The following is an 11,805-nucleotide window of genomic DNA, read 5'->3' on the forward strand; positions in this document are numbered from 1 at the left end:
TCAAAAACACGTGGTCTATCCTAGAATGGTAAATGCCCAATCAACACGAAATCGACATCGCCCGCGCCCGTGCTGCTCTCGCCAGCATTGAGGCCAAGATTGCGCAACACAGTCAGGGGCCCAACCTGACCGCGTCAAGGTCGCCCATAGACAATCGAACGGCGCGCACAGCAACGGCATTATCCCGGGCCACATCGATGCGCAATGATCGCGCCGCCGCACGCCGATCCCTGCGCGGGCCGCAACTGAGCTCGGTGCCCGATCTTGGCATCACGTCCGACCAGCACATCACCGGGAAGGCCTCAACCTACCGGAAGACCTGGGCAGATGATTGGGGCGCAGAAGATATGTCGCGTGAGATGGTCAAGGACTCGGCCATTACCCTGACCCCGAAATTTTGGGCTCCCATCAGCCGCCCCATTCGTGCAGCCACGCCGCAAGGCGTCACCAGCTTTCACTTCAGCTACTCAACCATTTCGAAGGTCTCGAAGGAGGTGATCACCCAGTCGGGCACCAGATTGCGGCCAGGAGCGGTACGCGAGCATTCGCGATATCTCGAGCGGGAAGGTGCCGTCGCCCGTTTCGACCGGGACGATCACACGCTGCTGCATTCTGACGGATCGAACACCACGGAAAGCCGCGCGCTTGAAGGCAGCGACTATATCGAACGTCAGGAAGCTCTGGCCGTCAGCCGGGACGGGCAGTTGGCGCTGTTCACGAACATTTCTGACGATCCGGAAGAGCGTCGTGAATTTTGGCTGCTTGTCGAACATCACGCCAACGAGCGCGGGGTGGACCGCGTGACCGTCACGCCCCACGCCAATCCTGAATTTTGGGCCAGGGTCAGGGCAGACCCCAATTGCCCAGAGACCTTACAGGCCGCGCTCGATACGACACCCGCCGGACAGCAGACCAAGATCGCCGTCGCCAGCAACATTGACTTGCGCAAGTTGCTGAAGCGGTATGGATGGCGGCAGCAACGCCGCAAGCGCGAAGGCGAGACCCGCAAAGACTACAATGCCGCCGTCATTCAGTATCAGGCGCAGACCGGTATCAAGTTCCATGATGGTCGCGACGGCCAGACACAATTCCGCGTGGTGGGCGAACTGCCAGCCGAGGTCAGCCATGAAGCACGCCTTCGCATAGTACGCGCGTTCGCCGAGCCATTTGCCAAGCAGAATCTGCCCTTTATGATCGTCATGCACGCGCCTGACCACAGCAACAACGACAAGAACTGGCACTTCCACCTGATCTATCATGATCGGCCCGTCGCTCGCTTCGTCAATGATCCGCACGACCCCATGCACGATCATCTGCGCCCGTGTCCGAGTGACGGGCCCAGGAAGATTACAAGCAAGGCGAAGGCGCTTGCCCAAATCGGGCTGCCACACATGGAGCAGTTCGTTGGTCGGTGGAACTTTGACGTCCCGCTCCATACCAAAACGAAGTCTCGCAATACCAAAGAGACCTATCCTTTCGGCCAGCCTGAGCTCCGGGGTGCTTCAATTCCCAGTGTAAAGATGCAGCGGGCAAGACTTGCCGAGCTCACCAATATCGAACTCGAACGCGCTGGCGCCAGCAGGAGGGTCGATCCGCGCACCTTTGAACAAATGGGGATCGACCGTGAACCGGACGAGCACCTGTCGAGCAGTCGGTCTCAGCTCGAGGAGCGCGGCATACCCACCGCGGTAGGGCAACAAAACGAGGACCGGCAGTGGCGCTATCGGATAGGCCACCTCGAAGCCGCTTATGCCAAAGCGGTGCAGGAACTCGAGGCCGAAACGCTGCAACTGCGCCGAATGCTCGCCGCGCGAAAGCCGAAAGACGAGGTCGCCGAGACAGCCACAAGCCTGATCCGAGCCTATGAGCATTGCAAGGCTGCGGCGCTTGAGCACGATCACATCGCCCGAATGCTGGCAGAGCAATATGACCGGACCGCCTCGCGCGCGAAGAAGGTCGAGCAGGTCTGCATAAAGCATTTGTCGGCTATCGAGGCTGGCAAGGCGAGCAAACGCCTGCGTAAGGAGGAGCAGGCTTACCGTGATCGCCTAGATGAAGCGCGGGCGCATCTTGCCGGCTTGAATATCCTGCTCGGGGACGAACTCGCACAAATCGACCGATCGCAGGTGGTAGCCGCAAGGTATGAGGCCGAGGCGAACCGCCTGCGGGCAGAGTTCGGGCAGGTTCTCGACTGCGCGATGGAAGAAGCTGCTGCTGTTGCTGTCCCACAACGCCAGTCGGACAGGTCCAGTGTACTGCCGGTAGATGCGCTGCAACCGGGTGCTCAGGAAGATCGCCAGCACCGCAGCAGCAACAACAACACGAGCCCGCCCAAGCGCATGCTTACCACCGAGGGGATGGATGCCTTCATCAAGTACGTGCTCGAACAGAACATTCGTCTCGTGCTTCGGGACCGGGTGGTCGTGCCCAAAGTGGAAGATCCCCGCATTGCCGAAATTGTTGCGGCGGCGAACTACCACGAACTCATGCCCCGTCTCACCGACATTCACGCAGAGCAGAACCAAGCGCGCGACGACCTGCTTGAGGTGATCACGGATAACCCGGCGCTGGTCACATTCCGCCGACGGGAGGATGGCAGAACAACAGCGGCGTTACGGTCGCCTGATAAACGCCTACAGGCTGCCCTGCGGATGCATTTTAACGACCCACAGGTTCGAAAGGCGTTGTCGTCGATCCATCGTGCTGATGATAACAGCGGCAACAGCAACAGCAACAGCAACAGCCGCAGCCCGAACAACAACATCGCAGCCGCCGCCACTGCGATAGAGCAGCGCGTTGCTGATCATGCCGCTACTGAGCCGGCCAGTCCGGTTCCGCCTAGTGGTCAGCCTTCAGAAAAGCTCACCGACCAATTCGATCGGGAGGCGGAGCGCGCGCGTATCACGGCCGCCAAGTTTGGGCAGCCTCTAGTGCAGGAACTTAGAAAGGGCCTGCATCCCCTCCTTGACCAATGGCTGGAGGCCAAAGCCAAAGAAGATGAAAGGGGTCAGCAAGCCGCCGCTGAGGCTATTGCCAGCGAACCTGCCCTTCGTAGCCGATTGAAACCTCTTTCCGGCCCTCATGCCGAAGCACTTCGTCTTCATCTCGCTGCAACTGAAAAAAAAGCACTTCGGAAGGATGAGGCCGAACGAAAGCTGCGGCAACAGCAACTGGCTCTGAACCTTCAGCTTTCAAAGGGGAAGGGCTGATATTGATTGCTGTTGCCACGATACAGCACTTTCAGAAATTTGCTGCTCGCCGAGGGTACCGGCGCTCCACCTCTGCAGCGATCGCGGTATCGGTTTCGCGCCGCATACGGTTGTCGTCTACCAGCCTTAGTGTGACACCGGCCACGTCGCTAAACTCCAGAACAGTATCGGTATAGCCTACCCGATCGCAGCGGGTTTCCGAGGAGCGGCACCACCACGTCGACCCAAGACTGTCGCGCGCGATTGTTGGCTTGCCATATTTTGCCATGACATCACCTCGCATTCTTGATGCGTCGATCCGATTTGAATTCAAAGAGAGGCTAACCTCGCTCACTCGATTACCGGACGGCGTCTCACTAAAGCTCACGATAACCTGTTCGCCCGCAGGTCCTTCGCCAGAGAAGTGTCGGATATGGATACCCTCACTTGCATAAGGAAGCGACGGCTCACGCTCTCGCAGTTTCTTCGTTAGCAAGGCATGATAATCTGATTTGTCCGTATTGTCGGCGCCCACGGCATAGCCACGGGCCTTGAGCGCTGCACGAGCCTCCACCGGGCTCATGCCAATCATGACGCCAGCAATATCGAATTGACGTGGATCGCCCTTTTGAGCGGCAGACGCCGATGGCTGCGCCAGAGTGGTAGTGGCGACAAATGGTGTCGCACACGCAGCGATAGCCAAGGCAACGGCAGTAGTGGCTTTCATCCTCATCATTTCTCTGATTTCCTCCTCACGAACCGCAATGGATTTTCATCTCGACCCGGTCGAAATACCGCTCCCCCACACCCGTAAACGACACAGTGTGCACCGTGAACGCATCGCTTTCAGGTCCAGCAACACCCCCTGATACAGGTGCAATTTCGTACACTTGGATTGCAAGGTCGTCGGCGAGCCACTGGGTGTCATCGAACTCGGAACTTGCGTCAGCCGGCGGCGACAGGAATTTTTGCGGTACCTTCGGATACCGGATCTTTCCGTTGAACCGGATTGTAGCCACTGGGTCGCCGAAGTCCCATGTGAATGCTTGCTTCTTGCCGATGAAGCCGGTGCAAAAATTACCCGAGCTGCCGGGCAGAATGCCGAAGCCAGCTTGGTCGCGCGCGTTGCCCCGCCCGAGTAAAGTCTCGACAGGCGTTAAACTGGTTTCAGATAGAATAATGTCGCCCGAGCCGGCGGGCAGCGGATAATCCCACGCAGGTTCCCCATACGTGTCGTCAGCGAATATTGACGAGATCATCGTGCCTTCGGGCAAGGTCCTGTCGGACACGGTCACAGCCAACGCCGGAACGCTTTCCGGACCATCCCACAAAGCGGCCAACGGCAAGTGACCGACCGAAAGGTGGCCGACCTCCTTCGCCTTGTTACCTTCCATCCGCCAGACCCGCGCTCGGCATCCGCCAGAGCCGCAATGGCCTGGGCCGCGCAGATAGCTGACATAATAACCGCTGTCCCCGACTGGCGCCCAAGCGACTGCATCTTCCACGCTCGCCTCAGCCAAGATCGCAGCACGAATCGCGTCAGGGATCGGGGTGGGCAAGTATGTCTCGGTCTCGTCCTGCGCCATGCCGGGCGATGTGAGCCAGAGAGCAAAACCCGCAATCCCGCACGTGCCGATGCGTTTTGCCTTGACGCGAAGCGCGCTCACCAGCGGATCGTCCACGTGCCGACCGCACGGACATCGCGGGCCGCACCATCAGCGCTGGTGCCGAGGCGCAGCGCCGAGCGTTCACCCTGCTGTTCGTAGCCAAACGTCAGTCGCGGGCTGATCTCACCCGAGAAGTCGACCTGACGCTGACCGAAGGTCAGGCTGCGATTGGCAAGGTCGTAACCGTTGCCGACCGTGTAGGTAGCCTGAGCATTCAGCGCGACCAGCTCTTGGGCAAGACCCAGGGTTGCCCGTCCGCGGAACACCTGCCGGCCGACATTGAAGCCGAAGCGTGCACTGGTGAAAGTGTCCGCATCGGTGATCAGCATGTCGCTGCCGACCTTGAGGCGAGTAGCGCCAAGGCTGGCATAGCCGTCGAAGCTCCAGGCGCCGGCATCGAAGCCGGAAGCGACCTCGGTGAACAGGGTGGTCGCCCCATCGCCGAACCGCAGGGCGCCTGCACCCACCGGAGTGCCGAACACCGCGCCGGTTTCGTCCAGCACGCCCACCTTGAGCGTGCCAGCCTTGCTCTGCCAGCGCACCACGGTGCCGATTGTGCGGGTATCCGCCTGATTGCCGGCATAGGCCATAACGGCCAGGCTTCCCTTGCCGATTTTGTGGTTCAGACCGATGTTCGTCTGAGCCAGCGGCGAGTAGGCAAACATCGCGTCCGACGTGGGCGCCAGGCCCATGATGTCGCGCTGGACATCGTCGGTCGAGTTGAAGCCTGCAACCACCGAGGTGTTACCACCGATGTTCATGCGGAAGTTGGCATTGGTGAGCATGGTGGTGCGCACTTCGCTTCCGTCCGCATTGCGGTGGATCGTCGGCAGGCTGGCGAAGCCGAGTGTTGCACTCGATCCCGGGCCCAGCCAGCCGGCGGTTCCTGCGCTTGCCTGGGCTTCCATTCGGCGACGCAGCCAGTGTCCGCTGGCTGCAGCGTTATCTGGACGCACGACCATCGAGGCAAACGAGCCGTTGAAGTCGCGGCCGTATGCATCGAGCACCGTGATATTGCTCAGTGCAGTGCTGATTGAGGTATCGCAGTTCACGCACTCCGCACCCTTGGCAGTTCCGCCGAAAGCATTGCCAACGACCATGACGGCATTGTCGATCGACAGCGACTGCGAACCATTGTTCAGCGTCGGATTGACCGGCGAGAGCGCCGCCCGGAAGTCGATCAGACCCCGACCGAACACCGGATCGACGCCAGGCTTTCCGATATCGCGGGCAGTGTTGAGAATGATCTCACCTGCCTGCTGACCGGTCAGCTGCGGCCACTTTTGCAGAATGGTTGCCGCAAGAGCGGTTGCCACCGGCGCCGCCGAGCTGGTGCCGCCGAAAGGAGCGATCCCACCTGCGAAGGGCGAACCAGGGCGCGTCACAATGTTCGTGCCCGGAGCTGTTACGCAGATATCCATCATGGTGCCACAATGGTTGGAATATTCGGCGATGGTATACCGCTCTTCGAACGCTGGATCGAGAGCCACCACAAACAGCCATGCCGAGCGGTTTGCAGAGGTGACGTTGACAGCGTCTTCAGGGTTTGTGCCCTCGTTGTTACCTGCCGAGTTGATCAGCAGGCCACCCTGAGCGCCGAACTTTTGAACCGCGGCTTGTAGATCAGTACGCGGGCCGGTACTACCGAGCGAACGGTTCACGACCTTGAGGCCGATTTCGGTCGCATAGTCCAAAGCTCGCACGTCCCATACGTAGGTCTGCACCTTCGTGTCTGCATTGTAATCGTCGACGCGAAGTACGACGATGTTCGCTTCAGGCGCATAGCCCATGGCACCCAGGTCGTTGCGACGACCTGCGATGATCTGGCTGACTGAATTGCCGTGGTTCGAGTTTTCATCGCCGATGACATTGCGATCAGCGCGGACGCCGCCAGTGATCACCTGACCAAAGTCACGCGAACGCGGATCGATGGCCCCGTTGAGATCTTCAGCAGCTGTTCCGCGTGCACCGTTGTCGATGACGCCGACAGCAACACCCTTACCTGTCCATCCGTTGTCGATCGCGTAGAGCGCATTGACGAATTCGGTCGCGTTGTAGTTGCGACGGAACTCGACGGTATCGTTCGACGAACGGATCGGCTGCTGATCCTTCGGCGTGATCACATATCCCGACGGCGGCAACACCGGAGCGCACGGATCGGAAAGCGTGCACGGGGCGGGCGTCGGCGTTGGTGCCGGGGTAGGCGTCGGAGCCGGCGTAGGGGTTGGAGTGGGAGCAGGGGTTGGGGTCGGCGTTGGAGCCGGGGTCGGCGTTGGAGTGGGCGTTGGAGCCGGGGTCGGCGCCGGGGTGGGTGTTGGTGTTGGCGTTGGTGCCGGCGTTGGCGTAGGTGTCGGAGTAGGTGAGGGGGCTGGCCCAGCAATCGGGCCTGTTGGCGGGGGCCCAACAGAAACCGGGCCGCCACCCCCACTGCTGCCACCACCACAGGCAGCCAGTGTGATGCTGGCAGCGCCGCACATCAAAAAGCCCGTCGATCTTCCAAGCCTGCTCATCCGCATCTTTCGCAACCTTCTGTAAACGTCCGTCTCAGTTGCAGGCCAATGAATGACACCTCGTTCACAATTGAGGTTAACAGCTGGGCAAGATTCTGATTTATATAGGGATTGTACTTAACTGAGGTCAGCGCTGTTGTCGCCGTGCCGTCGTCGTTAGCGAGCGTCATCGGCTGAAGCAGACTAGGCCAAACCGCCGTGGTGCCGAGTTAGCAGGGTGGCACAGTAGCCGCGATCCAGCTGCAGCGTTGTCCTCGCTCTCGACCGCGACGCGCAGCGAAGTTCTGAGGGGGGAGGCAGGCAGTGATCTGAGAAGCGGAGGGGAAAAGCCTTTCCGGCGGATCGCCTGCAAGGAGATAAAGATGAATACCGAACTTGATGTCGTGGCCCTACACCGGGGGCTGGCGACCGTACTCGCGCGCCTGATGGATTTGCCATCGCCACCAATCAAAAACGCGCCCTTCGCTGTTGGCGCGATCATGTATGACGAGGGTGACGATCTGCTCGAGCTGGTTATGCGATCGGCTGTGACGATGAAGCAGGATCTGCTCGTTGGTGTGACTAAAAGGCGCTCGTCGGGCGAACTCGTCCGCTCCCTCGTCCTGGTCGTCGCCGACGCTTCCTGTGCGACTGCATACAATGTCGAACCGGCACGCCTCAAACAGGGTCAGCCTGTGCTGCTGGTCAGCCAGCGTCTTGGCAAAGCGTGGCACCTCGTTGGCGGTCAGCTACGCCCGGCCGCCATGCCGTCAGCAGCGAAATGCGAAGCAGGCATCCTGCGCGCGGCGGCTGAGATGCCCAAGCTGCTCGATTACGGTCCCGAGGAAGAGGCCGCTTATCCCGGTATCCAGCTCCGTCCCAAGCGGGGTCACGCAGCAGCAGCCGCCTGAACCTCCGTCATCCAGCCATCCCTTCCAGCGGCGGCGTCTCCACACGGGGACGCCGCCGCAATCGTACCAGGAAAATAGTCATGGATACCTTTGACTTCCCACCAGTCGTCACCTGCGCGCTGTCCATCGTGCGCGATTGCACCGAACTGGCCCCTGCCAGCCGGGCAGTGGCCGCCAGTGCCTTCGTCGTCACCGATGACGAGAAATCCACCACCTTCGACGTCCGCACGGCCGTCGTCTTGCCTGCGCTGTCGCGTCAGGCTGCGATCGAGCACATCGCTGCCATGATCCCGCCGGGCGCGCGGGTCATCATGCGGGCACCTCGACTGCCGCGCGGGCTTGTTCGCCATCTATCGCGGGGGTGGCCCATGCCCGTGCACACCGATGCGCAGGTCTTGGCCGCTATCAGGCCAGATGCCAACGTGCGGTCTGTCACGGTGCCCGAGGAAGCGATGGCAGCCGTGGCGCGGCAATACGGCATCCGCCGCGCGGGCAGGGGCGACACTACCGCGGAGCAGGCCCGTTGCTGCGATGCGGAGGCCCAGGCCCTCTACCTCGTCCACCATTTCTCGAGCCCAAACATGCACGAGCGCACCCGGCTCGCCGCAGCATATCAGGCTTGGGTGGCATTGCAGCGCGCACGCCCCCTCGGCGCATTCGGCCCCTCGGAGATCTTCTAATGACCCAGTCCTACATCGCCTTCGACCTCGAATTCCGCACTGACGAGGCTCTGTTCGAGATGCACCGCCAGATCGATCCCAAGTCCAGCCGCAAAGCTGTCGCCATCAAAACTGTCACCGCAGCCGCCGCGCTGGAATTTACCATCGGAACAAGCGGCGAGATCGCCATCGGAACGCTGGCAAGCTGGACGCTCGCCGACTGGCCTGACGAGGGAGCCCTGGTCGAACAGGCGCTCGATTTCATCCGGCGCCGGCCGAAGCACAAGGTGCTGACCTTCGGCGGGGTGAGCGTTGATATCCCTGTCGTCGTATTGGCAGCCATGCGCCACGGGATCGTCTTGCCGTCCCAGTTACAGGCCAAGCACACTCCGTGGGACCGGTCCCATATCGATCTTGGCCTGCTGATCAAAGGCGCGGGCAAATCCTGGTCGCACCTCTCGCAGGTCTGCCTGCGCTTGGTCATCCCACCAGCGCTCATCGCCGCAAAAGCCTCGCCGATAAAGCCGACGAGCGCTGAGCAATGGGAGCAGCTTCGGCACCATGTCGAACTGGATACGCTGTTGCTGGCGCTTACCTGGTTCGCGTGGTGCGAAGCCCAAGGGCGCGATGGGATCCGTTATCATACGGCCGCGGTCGCGCAGATCGCGGCCTTCCTGAGGCGGCGACCGGAGCACGGGCTAGCCGAACAGCTCGTCCGATATCAGCGCCATCTCGAAGGGGAGATTTCCGCCCAGTATAGCAACGCCGCCTGATGCTATATTGTGGCGCGGCCTCGGGATCATCGGGGGCGCGCCAAGTATTCAAAGAACCCAAACCTATCAGCCAGCCTGAACTGTGGTACAGGCTCGCGTATCCAGCGGGAGGAACTTCAACATCAACCGGGCTTAAGCCGTCGCGACGACCCCCGATCAGGTGACCGGCGGTGAAAATGCCGTGACACGTGTGACAGGTCTATAAGACCTGTCACACGTGTCACACGTTTCACCGAACCGCGGGCGATTGTATCAGCGTTGCGGTCCCTCCTCATTGGCGAATCGCAAGTTTCTCTGTAAGTTGATCGCGTCCACGACCTCCGGATCGTGCCAGATGTAGATGTCATCCTCTACTGAGATTACGCCTTCGGACTGAAGCTCTCTCCGGGCGCGACTAAACGCCTGGCGCTTCGCGGCGGGGCTATCCGCTGTATGCATGGCGTTGAATCGCTCTCGCCATTCATCGACGTGCAGGCCAGCGTTATCACCAAGGGACCATGAGGTGCCTGCGACTGCCGCGCGGATGTAGGTTTCCCGCGCCCACCTGTGGTTCGAGGATGCTTGGGACATTGGCGGCGGCGCCTTTGTTTCGACAAGCACAGCACTGGAGGCACCGTTGCCGATGTCCACACCCTCAAGCGTGAAGGCCAGTGGCGGAGGCTGAGGCGCATCCTTCATTTTGGTGTTCACCAAGGTCACCAAGTTTTTGACCTTTTCCACGCGATACTCGCAGTCGAGGGCTCCTGGGAGCGCGATTGCTCCCCTAGACCGGTCCTTGGCCGAATGCCCACAGTGGTGGACAATCAAGACTGTGCAGCCGGGAAACCTCGCACGCAATCGGTCAATCGTTGCAACGAACTTGCCCATTTCGGTGTTGCTGTTTTCGTCTCCGGGCCCGAAGTTCCTCGCCAGAGTGTCGATGATAATCAACACTGGAGGCCCGTGAAGCGACGCGAGCTCGGCGATGCTCGCCGCGACGGCCTTGGCACTCGATGCATCGAGGAACTGTGCAGAACGCTTCGAGACGAAACATTGGGCATCGCCTAATGGCACACCGCGGTGACGGCTCCACGCCTGGAAGCGGCGGCCAAGACCGTTGTGCCCTTCACCCGCAATGTAAAACACCATGCCCTGCTTCACCTTGCGGTTGTGGAAGTCTGTTCCTGTTGAAACGCTTAGCGCCATGTCGACGAACAGAAATGATTTTGCCGACCCGGGAGCCCCGAAGCCCAAGCCCAGCGTGTCGGTCTCCAGTAGGCCATCGACCACGAACTCGGGCGGGGTGAACCTGAGCTCGCTGGCGTGCACGAACTCGAAGCCACCGGAGCCAGGCGAAGGAGCGGGAGAACCCTCTGGATTCTTGTCCGGGCCTGCGACCTTCTTCACAATGTTGCCAAGGTCCCTGCGGCTGCCACGCCAGTCGATGATGTCGCCACCGTGGGGGAGCCCTGGAAGGTCGACGATTTTCGGAAATGCGCCGGAAGCCAGAAGCACACTGTACGCCTTTTCGGCCTGCCTGCGCCCGGGCTCGTCATTGTCGCGTAAGATGTAAACCACCCGGCCTCTGACAAGGCGCGCATACTCTGGACGCCAATCTTTGAACGAGGTGGCCGTTAAACCCCACTTGGCGAGCTTGTCGGCTTTTGCCTCTCCCTCGGTCATGTAAATTGCTCCACCATCAGGCGCCTGCAGCAGGTCGGGCAACCTGTAAGGAAGGCCCTTTTCGCCCTTGCCGATTTTCCACCCGCCGCTGACGTCCGGAGAGTCATAAATGAACGACTTTGATCTTCCGTTCTCGCCCGGTTCGATACGGTGCTTGCGATAACGTATGCGGCCCTTTTCATCGTGAAAGTAGAACGTGGCCACCACGCGCTGGCCGTTCTTTACGCGGAAGCCAAGGTGGCTTGCGGTTGCGGGGACGCTCATGCTGCACCTCCCACGAACGCGTCGACGCTCTGCACGAGAATGCGCCGGGATCTCCCAATTTTGATGGATTGCAGGGTTCCGTCTGCGAGCAGTTCGTAGACTTTCGTGCGGCCCAGTGACAGGCGCCGCATGGTTTCACTTATCGTAATCAATTCCATTTTTCACTTCCCGTTGACGCGACTCACAGTGAGT

Annotated in this window: 10 protein-coding genes; 5 read left to right on the forward strand and 5 right to left on the reverse strand. The window is 60.6% G+C overall.

What is annotated here, in order from left to right; translation table 11 throughout:
• Positions 1–32: 32 nt before the first annotated feature.
• A complete protein-coding gene (locus tag SJY33_RS00355; RefSeq protein ID WP_379920504.1) occupies positions 33–3,209 on the forward strand; it encodes a MobA/MobL family protein in 3,177 nt (1,058 codons plus the stop codon).
• 31 nt (positions 3,210–3,240) lie between these two features.
• Here the strand turns inward: SJY33_RS00355 and SJY33_RS00360 are convergent, their stop codons facing one another.
• From SJY33_RS00360 to SJY33_RS00370, 3 genes are read right to left on the reverse strand one after another with little or no spacing between them, the layout of a single operon-like run.
• Positions 3,241–3,915, reverse strand: coding sequence for a hypothetical protein (locus tag SJY33_RS00360; RefSeq protein ID WP_379920505.1), 675 nt, complete (start codon positions 3,913–3,915; stop codon positions 3,241–3,243).
• 25 nt (positions 3,916–3,940) lie between these two features.
• Positions 3,941–4,855, reverse strand: coding sequence for a hypothetical protein (locus SJY33_RS00365; RefSeq protein ID WP_379920506.1), 915 nt, complete (start codon positions 4,853–4,855; stop codon positions 3,941–3,943).
• A complete protein-coding gene (locus SJY33_RS00370) occupies positions 4,852–6,978 on the reverse strand; it encodes a S8 family serine peptidase (RefSeq protein ID WP_379920507.1) in 2,127 nt (708 codons plus the stop codon). Before SJY33_RS00370 ends, SJY33_RS00365 begins: the two co-directional genes overlap by 4 nt.
• On the opposite strand from SJY33_RS00370, the gene SJY33_RS00375 reads away from it, so the two are divergent.
• The 4 genes from SJY33_RS00375 (at position 6,971) to SJY33_RS00390 (ending at position 9,687) form a co-directional block, all read left to right on the forward strand.
• The gene (locus tag SJY33_RS00375; protein ID WP_379920508.1) at positions 6,971–7,390 is read left to right on the forward strand and encodes a hypothetical protein; all 420 of its coding nucleotides are present in this window, start codon (positions 6,971–6,973) and stop codon (positions 7,388–7,390) included. The two genes, SJY33_RS00370 and SJY33_RS00375, sit on opposite strands and share 8 nt — an antisense overlap.
• A 337-nt stretch (positions 7,391–7,727) precedes the next feature.
• The gene (locus SJY33_RS00380) at positions 7,728–8,255 is read left to right on the forward strand and encodes a hypothetical protein (RefSeq protein ID WP_379920509.1); all 528 of its coding nucleotides are present in this window, start codon (positions 7,728–7,730) and stop codon (positions 8,253–8,255) included.
• Between the two features lie 80 nt (positions 8,256–8,335).
• Entirely contained in the window at positions 8,336–8,935 is a 600-nt protein-coding gene (locus SJY33_RS00385; protein WP_379920510.1) for a hypothetical protein, read from the forward strand.
• On the forward strand, positions 8,935–9,687 hold the full coding sequence (locus SJY33_RS00390; RefSeq protein ID WP_379920511.1) for a hypothetical protein: 753 nt from the start codon (positions 8,935–8,937) through the stop codon (positions 9,685–9,687). The genes SJY33_RS00385 and SJY33_RS00390 overlap by 1 nt, the downstream gene beginning before the upstream one ends.
• A gap of 252 nt (positions 9,688–9,939) precedes the next feature.
• Here SJY33_RS00390 and SJY33_RS00395 read toward each other — a convergent pair whose 3' ends face one another.
• Both SJY33_RS00395 and SJY33_RS00400 read right to left on the reverse strand, forming a co-directional pair.
• A complete protein-coding gene (locus SJY33_RS00395) occupies positions 9,940–11,613 on the reverse strand; it encodes an AAA family ATPase (RefSeq protein WP_379920512.1) in 1,674 nt (557 codons plus the stop codon).
• Complete coding sequence (locus tag SJY33_RS00400; RefSeq protein WP_379920513.1) at positions 11,610–11,771, reverse strand: excisionase family DNA-binding protein; 162 nt, start codon at positions 11,769–11,771, stop codon at positions 11,610–11,612. The genes SJY33_RS00395 and SJY33_RS00400 overlap by 4 nt, the downstream gene beginning before the upstream one ends.
• Between the last annotated feature and the right edge of the window lie 34 nt (positions 11,772–11,805).

This window comes from Erythrobacter sp. R86502, assembly GCF_042466465.1.
GTDB lineage: Bacteria > Pseudomonadota > Alphaproteobacteria > Sphingomonadales > Sphingomonadaceae > Erythrobacter.

Excerpts from the sequence above, each read along its gene's own strand:
- SJY33_RS00380 (WP_379920509.1), top strand. The coding sequence starts at position 7,728 with ATGAATACCGAACTTGATGTCGTGGCCCTACACCGGGGGCTGGCGACC.
- SJY33_RS00355 (WP_379920504.1), top strand. The coding sequence starts at position 33 with ATGCCCAATCAACACGAAATCGACATCGCCCGCGCCCGTGCTGCTCTC.
- SJY33_RS00395 (WP_379920512.1), bottom strand. The coding sequence starts at position 11,613 with ATGAGCGTCCCCGCAACCGCAAGCCACCTTGGCTTCCGCGTAAAGAAC.
- SJY33_RS00390 (WP_379920511.1), top strand. The coding sequence starts at position 8,935 with ATGACCCAGTCCTACATCGCCTTCGACCTCGAATTCCGCACTGACGAG.
- SJY33_RS00400 (WP_379920513.1), bottom strand. The coding sequence starts at position 11,771 with ATGGAATTGATTACGATAAGTGAAACCATGCGGCGCCTGTCACTGGGC.
- SJY33_RS00385 (WP_379920510.1), top strand. The coding sequence starts at position 8,336 with ATGGATACCTTTGACTTCCCACCAGTCGTCACCTGCGCGCTGTCCATC.
- SJY33_RS00360 (WP_379920505.1), bottom strand. The coding sequence starts at position 3,915 with ATGAAAGCCACTACTGCCGTTGCCTTGGCTATCGCTGCGTGTGCGACA.